Origin of the sequence: Actinomadura rupiterrae (genome assembly GCF_024172125.1) — a bacterium.
GTDB lineage: Bacteria > Actinomycetota > Actinomycetes > Streptosporangiales > Streptosporangiaceae > Spirillospora > Spirillospora rupiterrae.
In genome coordinates, this window is sequence record NZ_JAMZEA010000001.1 from 223,560 (window position 1) to 240,891 (window position 17,332).

Here is a 17,332-nt window from a genome sequence, read left to right on the forward strand (position 1 = left end):
ACCGGGCCGTCCGGGCCGTCCGGGGCGGCCGGGGCGGCCGGGGCGGCGGGGGCGGCGGGGGTCAGCGGAAGACGACGGTGCGGTCGCCGTTGAGGAGGATGCGGTGCTCGGCGTGCCAGCGGACGGCGCGGGCGAGCGCCAGGCACTCGACGTCGCGGCCGACGGCGACCAGCTCGTCCGCGCTGTGGGCGTGGTCGACCCGCGCGACCTCCTGCTCGATGATCGGGCCCTCGTCCAGCGCGGGTGTCACGTAGTGCGCGGTCGCGCCGATCAGCTTCACGCCGCGCGCGTGCGCCTGATGGTAGGGCTTAGCGCCCTTGAAGCTCGGCAGGAACGAGTGGTGGATGTTGATGATCCGGCCGGGCAGCTTCGCGCACAGGTCGTCCGAAAGGATCTGCATGTAGCGGGCCAGGACGACCAGGTCGGCGCGGTAGTGCTCGACCAGCGTGAGGATCTCGGCCTCCTGCGCGGCCTTGCCGCCGCGCTCGACCGGCAGGTGGTGGTAGTCGATCCCGTACGACTGGGTGAGCGGGCGCATGTCCGGGTGGTTGGACGCGACGGCGACGATGTCCACGTCCAGAAGGCCGGAGCGCTGCCGGTAGAGCAGGTCGTTCAGGCAGTGCCCGAACCGCGACACCATGATCAGCACGCGCGGGCGCTCGGCCGTGTCGTACAGCCGCCATTCGAGGCCGAGCTCGGTGCCGAGCGCCGCGAAGGTGGTGCGGAGCTCGTCGGCGTCGGTGTCGGGCAGCGCGCCGAACTGGACGCGCATGAAGAACGTCGCGGTGTCCCGGTCGCTGAACTGCTGGCTCTCCAGGATGTTGCAGCCGCGCTCGGCCAGCGCCCCCGAGACGGCGGCGACGATGCCCGGACGGTCCGGGCAGGAGAGCGTGAGGACGAACTCGCGCTGATCGTGCTGGGTCATGACTTCACTTTCGCCGCGGTCGGGTCGTACGGGGCCCGCAGGGAGACGGTCGCGCCGAAGCGCTCGCCCGCCGCCTCGACCTCGTACACGGAGCCGAGGAGCCCCTCGCCGGTGAGGACCTCTCCAGTGGGACGGCCGCCGGTCCGGCGCCCGCCGGTGGCAGGTTCGCCAGTCGGGCGTCCGCTGGTGGGACGTTCGCCGGTCTCGGGCCCGCCGCCCCGGACGTAGGCCATCCCCACGGACGCGCCGAGCGTGTGCCCGAACGCGGCGGAGGTGACCGACCCGGCCGGCTCGCCGTCGCGGAGCAGCAGCTCGCCGCCCCACAGCTGCGCGGACGGGTCGTCCAGGGTGAGGCTTACGAGCTTACGTGCGACGCCCTCCTGGCGCTGCCGTTCGACCACGTCGCGGCCGCGATAAGGGGTGTCCTTCTTGCAGGCGAAGCCCAGGCCCGCCTCGATAGGGGTGTAGTCGGGGGTGAGCTCGCGCCCCCATGCCCGGTAGCCCTTCTCCAGACGCATCGACTCGATCGCGTAGTAGCCCGCTTGCGCCGGGTCATGTGCGAGCAAAGTCTCGTAGACGGTCACGGCGAACTCGGCCGGGACGTACAGCTCCCAACCCAGCTCGCCCACGTACGTGACGCGGGTGGCGCGGACGGTGGCATAGCCGAGGTCGATCAGGCGACTCGTCCCGAAAGGGAAGGTCTCATTTGAGAAATCTGCCGTGGAGACGCGAGTGAGGAGATCACGCGAGCGCGGGCCCATCAGGCCGAACACGGCATATGCGCCCGTGACATCGACGACTTCGGCGCCGTCGCCCAAGTGGCGTTCGAGATAGTCGAGGTCGCGCGTGGTCTGCGCCGATCCGGTGACGACCAGGTATTCGTCCTCGGAGACGCGCGTGAGCGTGAGGTCGGATTCGTAGCCGCCTCGGTCGTTCAGCAGACCGGTGTAGATAACGCGTCCGGGCGCTACGGCCACGTCGTTCGTGCAGAGCCATTGCAGCGCCTTTTCGGCGTTCGGGCCCTTCACAACGAACTTCGAGAACGAGGTCTGGTCGAAGAGCGCGACGTCCTCGCGGGTCGCCTTCACCTCGCGCGCCACGGCGTCGTGCCAGTTCTGGCGTCCGAACGAGTATTCCGGAGCCGAGTCGCCGAAGTAGTTGACCCGCTCCCAGCCCATTTTCGAGCCGAACACCGCGCCCTTGAGCAGGTGGTGGACGGGCGAGCGCCGCAGCGGACGCGCCGTGTCGAGCTCCTTGTTCGGCCAGGCCATCGCGTAGTGCAGGCCCAGCGTCTCCTTCACCCGGTCGTGCAGCCACGCCGAGTTGTCGGCCCAGCGCGCGAAGCGGCGGATGTCCACGGGCCAGACGTCGTATTCGGGCTCGCCCGCGACGATCCATTCCGCGAGCGCCTTGCCCGCGCCGCCGGCCGAGGCGATTCCGGCCGAATTGAATCCGGCGCCGACGAAGAACCCGCGCACTTCCGGAGCCTCACCGAGGAGGAAGTTGTTGTCCGGAGTGAAGCTCTCCGGGCCGTTGTAGAACTTCTTCACTCCTGTGTGGTCGAGGGCCGGAACCCGGTGGATCGCGTTCTCCATCAGGATCGCGAACTGGTCCCAATCCTCGTCCAGGAGCTGGAATTCGAACGGGTAGGGGATGCCGTCCATGCCCCACGGCTTGGCGTCCGGCTCGAACCCGCCGACGACCAGCCCGCCGACCTCTTCCTTGTAGTACGTGTAGCCGTCCGGATCGCGCAGAACGGGCAGGTCAGGACGGACGCCCTCGATCTGCTCGGTGACGATGTAGTAGTGCTCGGCGCTGTGCAGCGGGACCGTCACCCCGGCCATCTGCCCGATTCCCCGCGCCCACTGGCCTGCGCAGTTGACCAGGATCTCGCACTCGATGTCGCCGCGATCGGTGCAGACGCCGCGTACCGCGCCGTCCACGACGTCCACGCCGGTGACGCGCACCCGCTCGATCACCTTCACGCCGCGCTGGGACGCGCCGCGCGCGAGCGCCTGCGTCAGGTCGGACGGGTTCGCCTTGCCGTCCCCGGGCAGCCACACCGCGCCTACCAGGTCGTCCGTGCGCATGACGGGCCATAGCGCGGCCGCCTCCTCCGCCGAGACGACCTCCGCCTCCACGCCGTACGAGCGCGCCGCCGCGACCGTCCGCCGCAGCTGCGTCATGCGCTCCGGCTTCCGCGCGACGCTGACCGACCCGGTCCGCTTCCAGCCCGTCCCGAACCCGGTCTCGGCCTCCAGCCGCCCGTACAGCTCGGTCGAATACCGGATCAACCGGGTCATGTTCTCCGTGCTGCGCAGCTGCCCGACCAGGCCGGCCGCGTGCCAGGTCGTCCCGGACGACAACCGGCCCTGCTCCAGGACGACCACGTCGGCCTCCCCCAGCTCGGCCAGGTGGTAGGCGACGCTGGTCCCAACGATTCCGCCGCCGATGACGACGATCCGCGCCCGCGAAGGCACCATGAACTACTCCCAAAACGAGTGAGCGTCCCCCTCGCGCAACCCGTTCGGGCGTGCCACACGCGCGTCCTTTGCGAACCAAGCGCGGTCCGTCGCGAACGAACACGCCTGGCAGGAACCAGGCCGCGTCCATTACGAACGAACCGCACCCGGCACAAACCAGGCTGCGACCGCCGCGAACGAACGGACCCGGCACGAACCAGGCCGCGTCCGTTACGAACGAACCGCACCCGGCGCGAACCAGGCCGCGTCCGTTGCGAACGAACGGACCTGGCGCGAGCCAGGCCGCGTCCGCCGCGGACGAACCGCACGGACCCGGCACGTACCGGAATGCGTCCGCTGCGGCCGGTCAGTGCCGGTCCGCGCGATCCGCGGGCCGGTCGGTGGCCTGCCGCGGGGTCACCGGACGGCGTGGAGGGGGGTGTGGGCTGGGGCAGGCCAGCTGTGCGTGGCCTTGAGGAGCTTGATGAACTCCTGCTCGGCGGGGCCGAGCAGGCGGTCGCGGCGGTGCGCGACCACGATCGGACGGGGGTCGGGCCCGGGCGTGACGGGCAGGACGGCGAGCCGGCGCCCGGCGAGCTCGGCCTCGATGCAGTGCTCGGACACCAGCGAGATGCCGAGGCCGGACGCGACCGCCTGCTTGATCGTCTCCGGGCCCCACACCTCGTTCTGCGAGACGCCGGTGAGGCCCCAGTCGGCGAGCGCCTCCTCCTGGACGGCGCGGGTGGACGAGCCGGGCTCGCGGAGCAGGAACCGCTCGTCCGCGAGCTGCTCCGGCCGGACCGTCCGCTCGCCCGCCAGCGGGTGGTCCGGCGGGGTGATCAGGACGACCCGGTCCTGCAGGATCGGCTCGCCGTCCAGTTGCGGGGCGCGGGGCGTCCCGGCGAGGACGGCCACCCCGATCTCGCCGTCCAGCAGGCGCTTCTCCACCTGCTCGGCGTTGCCGGTGAAGATGCCGACCTCGATGCCGGGGTGCCGCTCGCGGAACGCGGCGAGCAGCGGCGGCAGCAGGTAGGTGCCGACCGTGGTGGAGCCGCCGGCCACCAGCGTGCCGCTCTGCAACCCGCTGACCTGCCGGATCGCGGTGACGGCCTCGTCGGCGAGCAGGAACACCCGGCGCGCGTACTCCAGCAGCACCTCGCCCTCCGGGGTGAGCCGGATGCGCGCGCCCGACCGGTCGATCAGGGTCGTGCGCAGCGACTGCTCCAGCTGCCTGACCTGGTTGGAGACGCTGGGCTGGCTCAGGTAGAGCTTGGTGGCGGCGGCGGAGAACCCGCCCTCCTCCACGACCGTCATGAAGATCCAGAGGCGGTACAGGTTCAGCTGCACGGGGTCGGCTCCTTGCTCGCGGGGTCCGGTCAGGCTCGTGCGGCCCTGATCGATTCGTCAAGGGCGCCTTCGAGCTCCTCCAGCCGGTGCCAGGGGATCTCCCCCATCGTGCAGATTCGGAAGAACTGGGACGAAAGACTTCCCTGACCGGCGTATATGACGTATCCGCGCCGCTTGAGCTCGTCATGAAGCCGGTCGTACGTGACGGCGTCCGGGAGATGAAGCATGGTCACGGAGTTGGACCGCAGTTCCGGCTTGACCAGGACGTCCAGGCCGAGCCGTCCGAAACCGGAGCGCACCAGCGCGGCCCGCTCGCGGTACAGCTTCGTCCGCCCCTCGAAGCCGCCCTGGTCGAAGTACTCCTGGATCGCCTCGTCCAGCGCGTAGCAGACCTGGACGGCCGGGGTGAACGGAACGTTCCCGTTCCGCTGGCCCTTCAGGTAGGACGCGGCGTTCAGGTAGAGGCTGCGCGCCGGCACCTCCTGGATCCGCTCGATTCCCTTCGGGGAGCACAGGATGAACGAGATCCCGGGCAGCCCGTGCAGGCCCTTGTTGGCGGTGCCGCACACGATGTCCGCGTGGATCTCGCCTAGGTCCTGGTCCTCGTTGCCCGTCGCGCTGATCGCGTCCACGACCAGCAGCGCGCCGGTGTCCTTCACGATCTCGCCGATCGCCCGCACCGGGTTGATCAGCCCGGTCGTGGTCTCGTGGTGGACGACCGCCACCGCGTCCACGCCAGGATGCTCCTCCAGCGCTGCCCGGACGGCCTCGGGGTCGATCGGGGTCGTCCAGCGGGTGAGGTCGTCGCCGTCCGGGCGGACGGTGTGCGCGGTGATGCCGTTCGCCCGCGCGATCTTCAGCAGCCGGTCGCCGTAGACGCCGTTGTCCACGACCAGGATCTCCCGGCCCGCGCGGACCGAGCTGATCACGGCCATCTCCATCGCCGAGGTGCCGGACCCGGTCACCAGCAGCGCCTCGTGGGCGGTCAGGCCCAGCGCGCGCGGCAGGTCCGCGCGGATCTTGGCGAGCAGCTCGCCGAACTCGGGTTCGCGGTGGCACAGGTCGCCCCGGAGCAGCGCGTCCTTCACCCGCTGGGAGGTGCAGGCGGGCCCGGGGTTCAGCAGGATCAGTTCGTCGTCCACGGCACCGGACGCTAACGACGGGCGCGGCGCGCGGCCAGAGCCGTTTCCCCATACCCCTCATAGCCCTTTGCTTATTGCCCCACCTCGCACCGGGGTTGTGCAATGACCGCACACTGGGAGATCTCCCGCCGTTCACCGCCCGTTCGATTCCCCTTCCGGAGGCCGCCACGGATCCCGCGCTGCTCGTCGCCGCGGCGCTGTTCTGCCTGGTCACCGGCGCGAACGACGGCGGCGCGCTGCTCGCCTCGGGTCTGAAACTCCCGGCGCCCCGCACCGGTCCCGCATTGGTGCTGCTGTGCGCGTCACTGATCGCCGTTCCGCTGCTTGTTGGGACTTCCGTCGCCGCGACGTTCACCGAACACCTCGTTGATTTCGCGCCGAACTCGTCCGCTCATTCGGCCGTTCTGGTCGGGGTGGTCACGGCATTGGCGGTGACTTCGGCGCTCACTCAGGCGGGCCGTCCGACGAGCCTGACGCTGGCGACGGTCGGCGGGTTGACGGGCGCCGGGCTCGGCGCCGGCCTGCCCGTTTCGTTTGGACGGGTCGGTACCGTTCTATCGCTCGGAATGGCCGCGCCGCTGGTCGGAGGGGTGCTGGCGCTGGGGGTGGTGCGCCTTTTGCGGCGGCTGCCGACCGGCGGGCCGCTCGTGCGCGCGCACATGGCGGGTTTCGCCGTCCAGTGCGCGGCCTATGCGGCGAACGACGGGCAGAAGATGTTCGCAGTGCTGGCCTTGGGGTTGGGAACGTCCGCGGCTCGGCTCCCCGTTTGGAGCTTCGCGCTCGCCACCGCCCTGTTCGCTTTGGGCGCGCTGTACGGGCTGCCGCGCGCCGGACGGACGCTCGGCGGGCAGCTCGTCGCGGTCCGTCCGGTGCAGGCGGTGGCGTCGGAGGTGTCCGGTTCGTTCGCCGTGCTGGGCAGCGCGGCGCTCGGCGTCCCGGTGAGCATGACGCAGTCGGTCGCGGGCGGCCTGGTCGGCGCGGGCGTCGCGTCCGGGGCGGGCCGCGTCCGCTGGCAGGCCGCGGCCCGGCTCGCCGCCGCCTGGCTCCTCACCCTCCCCGCGAGCGTCGCCCTCGCCGCCGCCGGAGGAGCCCTGCTGAGATGAGGAAGTGATGCGGATGCGGCGCCTGTTCGGCCTGGTCAGCGGACGGATGGACACCGGCCTCCAGGACGCGCTGCGCGGCCAGCTGCGCGCCACCACCGACGGCGCCCGGGTCGCCGCCGCCATGGTGGACGGCTCGGTCTCGCGCGCCGAGGCCCGCGCCCGGATGCGCCGGATCGAGCACCGCGGCGACACCTGCCGCGCGGACTTCGTGGCCCGCCTGTCGTCCGCGCTCGTCACCCCGATCGACCGCGAGGACCTGTTCCGCCTGTCCCGCTCCATCGACGACGTCCTCGACACGCTGCGCGACTTCGTCCGCGAGTCGCACCTGTACCGGGTCCCGGAGCAGCGGCGGCTGGGCCCCATGCTGGAACGCGTCCTCGCCGGCGTCACCGCTCTGGACGCCGCCACCCGCGACCTGGTCGAAGAACCCCCGCGCGCAGCCCGCTCCGCCCTGGAGGCCCGCAAAGCCGGCGGAGCCCTCCGCCGGCTCTACCAGTACGAGATCGCACGCGTCCTCGACGGCGCGATGACCACCGACACCATGAAGGAACGCGAACTCGTCCGCCGCCTCGAACTCGTAGGCCAGCACATCTGCGACTCAGCCGACGCCATCATGGACGGCACCATGAAACGCTGGCACTAACCCCCCAGGACCCCGCCCTGGCACTAACCCCCAGGACCCCGCCCTGGCATCAGCCCACCGAGGCAACCGAAGCAGACACCGACACGGCGCATCGAAGCCCACGAGCACCAACACGGACAGCGGACGCCGGACGCCTTGAAACAGACTGAGCGCATTGTTGTGAGATTTGGGGTGGACGATGGCTGAGCGGTACGAGCCCGAGGAGTGGTCGGCGCGTCCGGCCGTCCGCGTCATCTGCGTGGACGGCGCGGGCCGCGTCCTGCTGATGAACTGGCACGACCCGCACAACGCCCGCGTGTTCTGGGAGCCGCCGGGCGGCGGCGTGGACCCGGGCGAGTCCGACATCGAGGCCGCGCGGCGCGAGCTGCACGAGGAGACGGGCCTGCCCGGTTCGTCCGTCCAGGACGGGTCCGTACCCGTCCAACGGGACTTCGTCTGGCTCGGCACGCGCTACGTCAAGACCGAGCCGTTCTTCCTCGCCCGCTTCGAGGACACCCCGGACGTCGGCCCGACCGCCTTCACCCCCGAAGAGGACGACACCTTCCTCGGCATGGCCTGGCTCTCCCCCACCGAGATCGACGCCCTGGACGCCGTCGAACCACCCCACCTCCTCCAGGCCATCGCCCCGCTCCTCAACTCCCGCTAGCCGCTCAACCGCCTACCCCAGAACCCGAAAGGCCAGCTCAGCAAGGTTCTCGCGGATCTCGTCCGTCGTGTGACCATCAGCCCGCAACCGCACGAACAACTCCGAAGCAAGCGGCGCCAACAACAAGTCCGCCAACACATCCGGATCCCCCGCCCCACCCCGAACACCCCCCGCACGCCGCGCCCGAGCCGTCCCGTCAACGCCTCCAGAAGCCTCAACCCGCCCAAGGCCCTCAGCGCGATCCGAGGCTTCTGCGCGAGCAGAACTCCCAGCCCGAGCGATCGCCTCGGCGGAAGCAGGAGCTTGTGCAGACGCCGAACTGCCGGCGTCAGCGCGCCCGTCGCCTCGTCCGCGCACCTCAGCACCCGCGGACGTTCCCGCAGAAGCGGCCGCCTCAGCGCGCGCGAGACCCTCGGCGCGACCGGAGGACTCGGCGCGACCGGAGGACTCGCCGCGACCGGAGGACTCGCCGCGACCGGAGGACTCGCCGCGACCGGAAGTCTCGCCGCGGGTGGGGGCTTTGGCTGGCGCGGGGCCATCAGGGTTGGCGTGGTGTTCGGTCCGGACAGCGGCATTTGTCTGGGTGGCTTGGATGATCAGGGATCGGACGTGGGCGCGCCAGAAGCCGTAGGCGCCGGTCTCGAAGCGGCGCGGGCCGGTTTCGGCGCCGAGGACCAGCGACGTGTGCGTGTCCAGAAGGTCGACCATGGCGGCGTAGAAGGCGGCGAGGCGTTCGGCGGGAGGCGCGCCGGGGCCCAGCGGCGGGTCGCCGCGGAGGAGCCGCTCCTGTAGGGCGCGTTCGTGCTCGTCGAGGAGGGCGCGCGCGATGGACGCGACGTCCGGGAAGCGGCGGTAGAGGGTGCCCCGGCCCACGCCGGCGGCCTTGGCGATGTCGTCCATGGTGACCGCGCGCGGGTCGCGGGCGGCGAACAGGTCGGCGGCGGCCGTGAGGACCCGCACCCGGTTACGGGCGGCGTCCGCCCGCTCGCGGGGACGTTCCGGCTGGTCGACGAGCAGGTTCATGGCTGGACCCTAGCCCATCGCGGAATAAGTGGACAAGCCGTCCGGTTATCGCCTAGCGTCTCAACCGGACAGAGCGTCCACTTAATCGAGGAGTCCTCCATGACGTCGTTGCTGCACCTCACCGCCAGCGCCCGCCGCGACTCGTTCAGCCGCCGGGTCGGCGACGAGTTCGCCACCGCCTGGCGCGAGGCCCACCCGGACAAGCCGTACGTCCTGCGCGACCTGGCGGCCGAGCCCGTCCCGCACATCACCGAGGCGTGGACCGAGCTGTGCGACTACGCGCTCGAACACCAGATCACCGACCCCGCGCGGCTGCGCGAGGCCGTCCGGACGCCCGCCCAGCGCGAGGCGTGGGCGATCCTCGAGCCACTGCTGGACGAGGTGCTCGCGGCGGACGTGATCCTCATCGCGACGCCGATGTACAACTACTCCGTCCCGTCCGCGCTCAAGGCGTGGCTCGACCAGGTGACGTTCCCGCGCATCTCGCTCGCGCCCCGCCGGTTCGTCGTGGCGTCCGCGCGGGGCGGCGCCTACGGCCCCGGGACGCCCCGGGAGCCGTTCGACTACCAGGAGCGCTACCTGCGCGACTTCTTCAAGGGCCACTTCAGCGTGGACGACACGGTCTTCGTCCACGCCGAACTGGTCAACGCCCGCCTCGACCCGGCGCTGGCCGGCCTGCGCGGCAAGCACGAGGAGTCGCTCGCCGCCGCCCTGCACACCGCCCGAACCCTCGCCAAGGAATACTGACGTGAACTGGCTGTTCCTCGGCCTCGCCGGGCTGGTGGAGATCGCGTTCTCGCAGAGCATCCGCCCGACGGAGAACTTCACCCGCCCGCTGCCCACCCTGCTCTGCTTCCTGCTGGGTGCGGCGTCGATCTTCCTACTGTCACTGGCCATGCGCGGCCTACCGGTCGGCACCGCCTACGCCGTCTTCACCGGCATAGGCGCGGTCGGCGCCATCGCGCTAGGCATCACCGTCCAACGCGACCCACTCTCCGCCGGCCGCCTAGCCGCCCTAGCCCTGATCATCGGCGGCGTCGTCCTAGCCCGCATCACCAACCCCGACTAACCACCCCACCCCAGCCGCCCAGCCCTCGCCGTGGGGCGGTGGGGCTGGCCGCGGGGTGTTTGGGGGGTGGGTCAGGTGGTTTTGACTATGCCGCCGTCGATGAGGTGGTCGGAGCCGGTGATGCTGGTGGCGATGTCCGAGAGGAGGAAGGTGATGAGGGCGGCCACTTCCTCGGGCTCGGTGATGCGGCCGGTGGTCATGCCGAGGGTCGCGGGGACCTGGGCGAGGAAGTCGGCGTGCGGGACGTCGAAGGACTCGGCCAGCCGGGCGCCGAAGCCGTCCGGGTCCTCCCAGATCGCGGTGCGGACGGGGCCGGGCGAGACGGTGTTCACGCGGACGCCCTGCGGGCCGAACTCCTCGGCCAGGACCTTGGTGAGCGCGGTGAGGCCCGCCTTCGCGACGGTGTAGCCGACCGGGCCGGTGGCGGGCAGTCGGGCGCCGATGGACGAGACGTTGACGACCGAGCCGCGCCGCTCCAGCACGGACGGCATGAGCGCGCGGGTCACCCGGACGGCGCTGAGCAGGGTGATGTCGAGGTTGGCCTGCCACTCCTCCTCGGACACGTCGAGGAAGCCGTGCACCTCGACGCCGTCGCCGGCGCCGACGTTGTTGACGAGCAGGTCGACCCCGCCGAGTTCGGCGGTGGCGCGGTCGGCGAGGTCGCGGGCGCCCGCGTCCGTGGAGAGGTCGACGGCGATGGTGACCGCGCCAGTCTCCTTCAGCTCGGGAGTGATCGTCCGGGCGGCGCCGGCGACGGTGACGCCCTCGGCCACCAGCGCGCGGACGGTCGCGAGGCCGATGCCGCGGCTGGCCCCGGTGACGACGGCGGTCTTGCCGGAAAGTGCGAGATCCATGAGTGGAACCCTTTCTTGACCTGGAGGTACAAAATTTGCGTATAAGAGGGGCCGACGCTGCCAGACGCCGGCCTCGTACTGCCGTTAGGTTGTGCTACCGCTCATCTCGCGGCACCGCCTACCCGGCGATGCCGTTCTCTTCACGGCGCGCCCTTGGTCATAGGGAGTCGATCAGGCCGTCGACCACCTGGTTCATCCGGTCGGGACCCTTGCCTGCGCGGGCGAGGACCTGCAAACCGAGCACGGTGCTCAGGATCATGTAGCTGAGGGCTTCGGGGTCGCGGCCCGGGTCGATCTCCCCGGAGCGCTGCCCTTCTTCGATGGCGGCGCGGAACGCCGACTGGGTGCGTCCGAACTGGCGGCGGACCTGCTCGCCGAGAGCCGGATCCTCGTTGCCCAGTTCGGTCGCCGTGTTCACCACCATGCAGCCGCGCGGGTCGGCCACGTTCGCCGCGACGATGAACTCCAGAGCGGTGCGCAGCCGCTCCTTCACCGCGCCGGGACGGTCGAGGAGGTCGATCAGCCCGGCGGCCTGGTCGTCGCGGTAGCGCTCCAGCGCCTTCTCGAACAGGGCGTGCTTGCTGCCGAACGCGTGGTACAGGCTGCCCTTGCCGATGCCGAGCGCGACGACGAGGTCGTTCGGCGTCGTCGCTCCGTACCCCTTGCTCCAGAAGACGTCCATCGCCTGCCCGACGGCGACGTCCGGATCGAACTTCTTCGGTCTCCCCACGCTCTCGACCCAACCATTTCTGGACCCCGAAGTCAAATACAGGAATGTCCTGGGCATGTCGGCGTTGTGCTGGACGTGAGTGATCCACTGCGCGGCATCGGCTGGTCGGTCCTGGACCGTTCCCGGACACGCGAGGGCGAGGAGCCGTCCAGGGCGGTCCGGGACACCGTCGCGTTCGCCCAGCAGGCCGAGGAGCTGGGCTTTCATCGGTTCTGGGTGGCCGAGCACCATGGCGTCCCGGGCGTGGCCGGGTCCGCGCCGACCGTCCTTGCGGCGGCGGTCGCGGCGGCGACCTCGCGCGTGCGCGTGGGGACGGGCGGTGTGATGCTCCCTAACCACCGTCCGCTCATAGTCGCCGAGCAGTTCGGTGTGCTCGCGTCCCTCTACCCCGACCGCATCGACATGGGCCTAGGACGCTCTGTCGGTTTCACGGGCGGCGTCCGGCGCGCGCTGGGCCACGACCGCGAGGACGCTGCCGACTTCCCCGCGCAGGTGCACGAGCTGCTCGGCTATTTCAGCGGGGAGCAGGACGTCCATCCAGGCGTGCACGCGTTCCCCGCCGAAGGACTACGGGTGCCCGCGTTCGTCCTGGCCACCGGGCAAGGCGCGGACCTCGCCGCACAGCTCGGCCTGCCGCTCGTCATCGCGCCCGCACGAGGCGAGGACGCCATGGTCGCCGCGATCGAGCGATACCGCGACGCGTTCCGTCCCTCCGTACAGGAGGACGAGCCGTACGTCATCGTGTCCGGGACTGTCGCCATAGCCGACACCACGGAAGAGGCGCGGCGGATGCTCGTCCCAGAGGCGTGGGCGAACGCCTACTCGCGAACGCACGGCGAGTTCCCGCCACTCATTCCCGCCTCGCGCATCGAGTCACTGTCCATGACAGACCGGCAGCGCCGCATCTTCGACGATTCCATGCGCGGCCACGTGCACGGCACGGAGGAGCAGGTGGCGGACGAACTGAACCGTCTCCTCACGCGCACGCGCGCGGACGAGTTCCTCGTCCACACCAGCACCTACGACCGCGCCGCCCGCCTGGAATCCCACCAGCGCCTCGCCGCACTCGCAGGCCTCCGCACCACCCACTGAATAAGCCAAGACGACCAGCTGTCCGCGGCTGCGCACGCTCGCGCCACCCCTCGCCCCCGTCAGCGGCCGGACACGTCGCGCAACCGTCAACCGCTAGGCACGCCTGCGGACCTTCGCTCAGCGGTCAGGGCTGGGCAAGCTTGCGGGCCTTCTCGCAGCTGTCATCGGCCGGGCAAGCTTGCGAGCCTTCTCGCAGCTGTCAGCGGCTGGGCAGGCTTGCGGGCCTTCGGCTCGCCTGCTGGGCGGCGAGGACGATCAGCGCCAACGAACCTGCGCCAATGGCGAGTGCTCGTGCGCCCGCGTGCGCGAGGACGACCGTCGAAAGCAGGGACGCGATAGCGGCGAGCGACCAGACAGCCGCGTCCACTGCGCCCTCTAGGCGAGCGCTCTCAGCAGAAGGCAGCCCGGTAGCGAGCAGGGCGCTGCCACCTACGAAGCACAGGTTCCAGCCGTACCCCAGTAGGAACAGCGCGAGCATGCGCGCGTCCGGAAGGATTCCCGCGATTCCGGTAGAGACGACGAGCACGACCAGCCCTCCGCGAGTGACCGGCCATGCGCCGAAGCGGTCGACGGCTCGTCCGGTGAGTGGCGACAGGGCGAACATGCCTAGCGTGTGCGCGGCGAGCGTCTCCCCTACCGCGCCCAGGCCGTCACCATGCATGTGCATGTCGAGCGGCGCGGCCGTCATCACGCCGAACATGACGACCTGCGCCGTCACCATCACAGGAAGGGCCGTGCGCGCGGACGGGAGGGCGAACAGCGTCCGCAGCGGGACGCTCGGGGCGGCGTCCTCCACGCCGAGGCGCCGACCGGTCATCGCAAGCCCGGCGATCACGGCCGTGACCGCCGCGAAGACGAACGGGCCGGCCAGCGCGGTCGTCCCGAACGCGCTTCCGAGCCGTCCGGACGGTCCGAGCAGCAGTGGCCCGCCGACCGCTCCGGCCGCCGCCGACCACACCACCAGCCCGATCGCAAACCCGCGCCGATCCTGTGGATACAGCTCCGCCGCCGCATAGCGCGACAGCTGCGCAGCGGCGTTCCCTAGACCGAGCAACAGCATCGCCAAGGTCAGCACAGGAACATTCCCCTGGACGGCCGCGACAGCGCCCAACGCACCGCTGAACGCCGCCACCGCATAGCCGGCCCCCAGCACCGTGCGCCGGTCGTAGCGCCGGAACAGCCGCGTCAGCAGGATCGCGCCCGCACCCGTCCCGATCACGTCCGCCGTGGGCGGGACCGCTCCCCAGCCCGTCCCGAGGTGGTCCCCCGCGACCAGCGTGCTGGCCGTGCTCGCCACCGCCATCGTCGCGCTCATCAGCGCCACGCCCGCGCACAACCCGATCATCCGCGTCATGCCCCAGAACGCTAGGAAAGCCGGGCCTTGCGTTGAATGGGCGTTCAATGGCGTTCGTCCCGACTCGCCGTTAGTTTGGAAGGTCTTCCGCCGGAAGCGCCTTCCGGTCGAACCAGGAACGGGAGTCGGCAGGTGGACCAGACCGACCAGCGGATCATCGCCGAGCTCCAGGCGGACGGGAGGCTGTCCTTCAACCGCCTCGCCGCGCGCGTGAACCTGTCGCCGCCCGCCGTCGCCGAGCGCGTCCGCCGGCTGGAGGAGTCCGGCGTGATCACCGGCTACCGCGCCGAGGTGGACCCCGCCGCCGTCGGCCTCCCGCTCACCGCCTTCGTCCAGATGCGCTGCACGCCGGGCCGCTGCCTGCTCAAGACCACGACGGCCGAGGACCTCCCCGAGGTCGTCGAGATCCACAAGCTGAGCGGCGCGTGGTGCACGATGCTGAAGGTGCGCGTCGCCTCGTTCCCGCACCTGGAGGGCCTGTTCGAGCGCCTGGGCGAGCAGGGCGAGATGAACAGCCACATCGTCCTGTCCACCCCCTACGAGGCCGCGACGGTAGACCCCCGCCCTGCTGAGTCGCGCCCCGTAACACCGTCCAAAGGCTGGTCCCGCTAGGCCTGGACACCAGGGCCGCGTAAGCCGGACGAACGAGCCCGCAGGCCGGGCACCAGGGGCTTAGGAGGTGAGGGTTTTCAGGAAGGCGTCGAGTAGGTGGAGTTGGCGTTCTGGTGGGAACGCCTCCGCGTCGAACAGGGCTTGGACGATGAGTCCGAGGACGAACGAGTTGATGCTCGCCGCCACATCGTCCGGATCGGATTCGGGGATCTCGCCCAAACGCTGGGCGGCCTGCACGTGGTGGCGGATTCGCTCGCGCGCCCGCGCGTAGCGGACGCCATGTCCCGCCGCGAGTTCCTTGGCGCCAAGCGCCGCGTCCCATGAGCTGACCCAGATCCGGTTGCTGGCGGCGGCCTGCGGCGTCAGCGGAAGGACGTCCGCGATGAGGGCGCGCAGCCCGCTCAGCCCCTCGGGCGCCTCCGGTCTCGGACGCGCCTCGCGCCGCTCTTCCAGCAGCGCGAGCGCGTGCTCCACGAGCTCCTGCTTGCTGCCGAAGTAGTGCGTGACCAGGCCGGTCGTCGCACCCATCTCGGCGGCGACCGCGCGCAGCGTCAGCCCGCCGAAGCCGTGCTCGGCGAGGACGCGCCAGACGGCCGCGGACACGTCCCGGCGGCGGGCGTCGTGGTCTCCCTTGTGGCGCGGCATGCGGACAGAGTACGTTCCCAGAACGTCCGTTATGTGAATCGGAGGGTCCTTGCTCGCCATCCCGCTGCGCGCCGACGCCGAGGTCCGCGCGCTCGAACCGCATCACGCCGCGGAGTTCCTGGCCCACCAGGACCGGGCCCGCGCGCACATCAGCCCGTGGGTCGGCGCAAGCTTCGTGGTCTCCGACCTGGACGGAGCGCGCGAGGTGCTCCGCCGCTACGCGGGCGGCGCGGCGGCCGACGAGCGCCGCCTGTACGGCATCTGGCTGGACGGCGTCCTCGTCGGCGGCGCGATGTTCGTCTCCTTCGACACCGCGTCCGGCGCCTGCGAGGTCGGCTGCTGGCTCGAACCCGCGGCCGAGGGCAACGGGCTGATCGCCCAGGTCGTCCGGTTGATGCTGGACTGGGCGTTCGGCGAGCGCGGCATGGCCCGTGCCGATTGGCGGACGCTGCCGGACAACGTCCGCAGCATCAACGTCGCCGAACGCCTCGGCATGACGCGCCAGGACGAGCAGCTCTGGGCCGTCACCGCTGACGAGTGGACGGCGTCCTCGCGCGCGCCCGGCCAGGACGCCGCGATCAAGGCCGAGCTGGACGGCCTCATGCGCACGTGCCTGGACGCCTTCACCAACACCGGCGGCCGGGCGCCGAACGTCGGCGTCATCCGCGACCTGTTCATCCCGCAGGGCATGATCATCAGCAACGCCGGCCCGGAGCCCCTGGTCCACGACCTGGAGTCCTTCATCGCGCCGCGCGAGCGGATGCTCACGGACGGGACGCTCACCGAGTTCTCCGAATGGGAGGTCGCCTCGCGGACGGAGATCCTCGGCTCGGTGGCGCAGCGCTTCAGCGTCTACGAGAAGTCGGGCATCCGGGACGGCGAGCGTTTCCACACGAGAGGCCGGAAGACCACCCAGTTCGTCCGCACCCCCAAGGGCTGGCGCATGAGCTCGATGGCCTGGAACGACCTCCCGTAAAACCATACGGTCGATCGCACGTAGAAGCGTCCGCCGTATGGCACGATGAAGGGCGATGAGCGACAACCCCGACCCGGCCGTGACCGACGGACGCCTGCTGCGCGGCGCCCGGTCCCGGCGCGCCATCACCCGGCACGCCGTTGACGTCGCCTCGCTGGAGGGCCTCAACGGCCTCAGCCTCGGCCGCCTCGCCACCGACCTCGACCTGAGCAAGAGCGGCATCCAGACCCTCTTCAGGACGAAGGAGAACCTGCACCTGGCCACGGTCGAGGCGGCCCGCGACCTGTTCGTCGACGCGGTCGTCCGGCCGGCGCAGTCCGAGCCGCACGGCGTCGCGCGCCTGAACGCCCTCATCGAGAACTGGATCGCCTACGCCGAGAAGCCGCTGTTCACCGGCGGCTGCTTCTGGGCGGCGAACCTCCCCGACTTCGACAGCCGCCCCGGCCCCGTCCGCGACGCCCTCGCCGACCAGCGCCGCGACTGGCAGTCCCTCATCGCCACCGAACTCCGCCACGCCATGACCGGCAAGCAGATCGCCCCCCAGGACCCCGACCTGGCCGCCTTCCAGATCGACGCCATCCTCAACGCCACCAACACCGCCCTCCGCCTGGACGACCCCCAGGCCCCCACCAAAGCCCGCCGCGCCCTAACCCCCTTCCTAACCCACCCCTGACCACCCCAACCCCCATCCACCAAACACGCCCCTCCC

The 17,332-nt window shown here is 70.9% G+C and carries 18 protein-coding genes; 9 read left to right on the forward strand and 9 right to left on the reverse strand.

Annotated elements, in window-relative coordinates; translation table 11 throughout:
- Nucleotides 1-61 precede the first annotated feature (61 nt).
- From purU to FHU30_RS01065, 4 genes are all read right to left on the reverse strand, one after another.
- On the reverse strand, nt 62-925 hold the full coding sequence (purU, locus tag FHU30_RS01050; protein ID WP_253870270.1) for a formyltetrahydrofolate deformylase: 864 nt from the start codon (nt 923-925) through the stop codon (nt 62-64).
- Nucleotides 922-3,408, reverse strand: a complete 2,487-nt coding sequence (locus tag FHU30_RS01055; RefSeq protein WP_253870272.1) for a GcvT family protein — start codon at nt 3,406-3,408, stop codon at nt 922-924. Before FHU30_RS01055 ends, purU begins: the two co-directional genes overlap by 4 nt.
- Before the next feature lie 396 nt (nt 3,409-3,804).
- Complete coding sequence (locus tag FHU30_RS01060; RefSeq protein WP_253870274.1) at nt 3,805-4,734, reverse strand: LysR family transcriptional regulator; 930 nt, start codon at nt 4,732-4,734, stop codon at nt 3,805-3,807.
- Between the two features lie 29 nt (nt 4,735-4,763).
- Complete coding sequence (locus FHU30_RS01065; protein WP_253870276.1) at nt 4,764-5,876, reverse strand: pyridoxal-phosphate-dependent aminotransferase family protein; 1,113 nt, start codon at nt 5,874-5,876, stop codon at nt 4,764-4,766.
- Nucleotides 5,877-5,971: 95 nt separating this feature from the next.
- On the opposite strand from FHU30_RS01065, the gene FHU30_RS01070 reads away from it, so the two are divergent.
- The 3 genes from FHU30_RS01070 to FHU30_RS01080 all read left to right on the forward strand — a co-directional run bounded on the left by FHU30_RS01070 (nt 5,972) and on the right by FHU30_RS01080 (nt 8,268).
- Nucleotides 5,972-6,979 (forward strand): inorganic phosphate transporter, encoded by a 1,008-nt coding sequence (locus tag FHU30_RS01070; RefSeq protein WP_253870279.1) that lies wholly within the window; start codon nt 5,972-5,974, stop codon nt 6,977-6,979.
- A gap of 7 nt (nt 6,980-6,986) precedes the next feature.
- The gene (locus FHU30_RS01075) at nt 6,987-7,622 is read left to right on the forward strand and encodes a DUF47 domain-containing protein (protein ID WP_253870282.1); all 636 of its coding nucleotides are present in this window, start codon (nt 6,987-6,989) and stop codon (nt 7,620-7,622) included.
- 178 nt (nt 7,623-7,800) lie between these two features.
- Nucleotides 7,801-8,268, forward strand: coding sequence for an NUDIX hydrolase (locus FHU30_RS01080; RefSeq protein WP_253870285.1), 468 nt, complete (start codon nt 7,801-7,803; stop codon nt 8,266-8,268).
- A gap of 12 nt (nt 8,269-8,280) precedes the next feature.
- Here the strand turns inward: FHU30_RS01080 and FHU30_RS01085 are convergent, their stop codons facing one another.
- Nucleotides 8,281-9,291, reverse strand: coding sequence for a TetR/AcrR family transcriptional regulator (locus FHU30_RS01085; protein ID WP_253870287.1), 1,011 nt, complete (start codon nt 9,289-9,291; stop codon nt 8,281-8,283).
- Between the two features lie 99 nt (nt 9,292-9,390).
- Between FHU30_RS01085 and FHU30_RS01090 the strand changes: the two genes are divergently transcribed.
- Together FHU30_RS01090 and FHU30_RS01095 are read left to right on the forward strand one after the other, a co-directional pair.
- Complete coding sequence (locus FHU30_RS01090) at nt 9,391-10,038, forward strand: FMN-dependent NADH-azoreductase (RefSeq protein WP_253870289.1); 648 nt, start codon at nt 9,391-9,393, stop codon at nt 10,036-10,038.
- A gap of 1 nt (nt 10,039) precedes the next feature.
- A complete protein-coding gene (locus tag FHU30_RS01095; RefSeq protein WP_253870291.1) occupies nt 10,040-10,360 on the forward strand; it encodes a DMT family transporter in 321 nt (106 codons plus the stop codon).
- Between the two features lie 71 nt (nt 10,361-10,431).
- Here the strand turns inward: FHU30_RS01095 and FHU30_RS01100 are convergent, their stop codons facing one another.
- Together FHU30_RS01100 and FHU30_RS01105 are read right to left on the reverse strand one after the other, a co-directional pair.
- Nucleotides 10,432-11,214: an SDR family oxidoreductase gene (locus FHU30_RS01100; protein WP_253870294.1), complete on the reverse strand. Its 783-nt coding sequence runs from the start codon at nt 11,212-11,214 to the stop codon at nt 10,432-10,434.
- A gap of 157 nt (nt 11,215-11,371) precedes the next feature.
- Nucleotides 11,372-11,944, reverse strand: coding sequence for a TetR/AcrR family transcriptional regulator (locus tag FHU30_RS01105; RefSeq protein ID WP_253870297.1), 573 nt, complete (start codon nt 11,942-11,944; stop codon nt 11,372-11,374).
- Nucleotides 11,945-12,019: 75 nt separating this feature from the next.
- Between FHU30_RS01105 and FHU30_RS01110 the strand changes: the two genes are divergently transcribed.
- Nucleotides 12,020-13,036: an LLM class flavin-dependent oxidoreductase gene (locus tag FHU30_RS01110; protein ID WP_253870300.1), complete on the forward strand. Its 1,017-nt coding sequence runs from the start codon at nt 12,020-12,022 to the stop codon at nt 13,034-13,036.
- A 199-nt stretch (nt 13,037-13,235) separates the two neighbouring features.
- Here the strand turns inward: FHU30_RS01110 and FHU30_RS01115 are convergent, their stop codons facing one another.
- On the reverse strand, nt 13,236-14,390 hold the full coding sequence (locus FHU30_RS01115; RefSeq protein WP_253870303.1) for an MFS transporter: 1,155 nt from the start codon (nt 14,388-14,390) through the stop codon (nt 13,236-13,238).
- A gap of 132 nt (nt 14,391-14,522) precedes the next feature.
- Here FHU30_RS01115 and FHU30_RS01120 point away from each other — a divergent pair, with 132 nt between their 5' ends.
- A complete protein-coding gene (locus FHU30_RS01120; RefSeq protein WP_253870306.1) occupies nt 14,523-15,002 on the forward strand; it encodes an Lrp/AsnC family transcriptional regulator in 480 nt (159 codons plus the stop codon).
- 60 nt (nt 15,003-15,062) lie between these two features.
- Here FHU30_RS01120 and FHU30_RS01125 read toward each other — a convergent pair whose 3' ends face one another.
- Entirely contained in the window at nt 15,063-15,647 is a 585-nt protein-coding gene (locus tag FHU30_RS01125) for a TetR/AcrR family transcriptional regulator (protein WP_253870308.1), read from the reverse strand.
- A gap of 49 nt (nt 15,648-15,696) precedes the next feature.
- On the opposite strand from FHU30_RS01125, the gene FHU30_RS01130 reads away from it, so the two are divergent.
- Both FHU30_RS01130 and FHU30_RS01135 read left to right on the forward strand, forming a co-directional pair.
- The gene (locus tag FHU30_RS01130; protein ID WP_253870311.1) at nt 15,697-16,623 is read left to right on the forward strand and encodes a GNAT family N-acetyltransferase; all 927 of its coding nucleotides are present in this window, start codon (nt 15,697-15,699) and stop codon (nt 16,621-16,623) included.
- A gap of 55 nt (nt 16,624-16,678) precedes the next feature.
- Complete coding sequence (locus FHU30_RS01135) at nt 16,679-17,296, forward strand: TetR family transcriptional regulator C-terminal domain-containing protein (protein WP_253870312.1); 618 nt, start codon at nt 16,679-16,681, stop codon at nt 17,294-17,296.
- Nucleotides 17,297-17,332 lie beyond the last annotated feature (36 nt).

Bases quoted from the DNA above. Each gene is read 5' to 3' on its own strand.
- FHU30_RS01135 (WP_253870312.1), top strand. From the start codon at position 16,679: ATGAGCGACAACCCCGACCCGGCCGTGACCGACGGACGCCTGCTGCGC.
- FHU30_RS01085 (WP_253870287.1), bottom strand. From the start codon at position 9,291: ATGAACCTGCTCGTCGACCAGCCGGAACGTCCCCGCGAGCGGGCGGAC.
- FHU30_RS01115 (WP_253870303.1), bottom strand. From the start codon at position 14,390: ATGACGCGGATGATCGGGTTGTGCGCGGGCGTGGCGCTGATGAGCGCG.
- FHU30_RS01080 (WP_253870285.1), top strand. From the start codon at position 7,801: ATGGCTGAGCGGTACGAGCCCGAGGAGTGGTCGGCGCGTCCGGCCGTC.
- FHU30_RS01075 (WP_253870282.1), top strand. From the start codon at position 6,987: ATGCGGATGCGGCGCCTGTTCGGCCTGGTCAGCGGACGGATGGACACC.
- FHU30_RS01125 (WP_253870308.1), bottom strand. From the start codon at position 15,647: ATGCCGCGCCACAAGGGAGACCACGACGCCCGCCGCCGGGACGTGTCC.
- FHU30_RS01090 (WP_253870289.1), top strand. From the start codon at position 9,391: ATGACGTCGTTGCTGCACCTCACCGCCAGCGCCCGCCGCGACTCGTTC.
- purU (WP_253870270.1), bottom strand. From the start codon at position 925: ATGACCCAGCACGATCAGCGCGAGTTCGTCCTCACGCTCTCCTGCCCG.
- FHU30_RS01100 (WP_253870294.1), bottom strand. From the start codon at position 11,214: ATGGATCTCGCACTTTCCGGCAAGACCGCCGTCGTCACCGGGGCCAGC.
- FHU30_RS01055 (WP_253870272.1), bottom strand. From the start codon at position 3,408: ATGGTGCCTTCGCGGGCGCGGATCGTCGTCATCGGCGGCGGAATCGTT.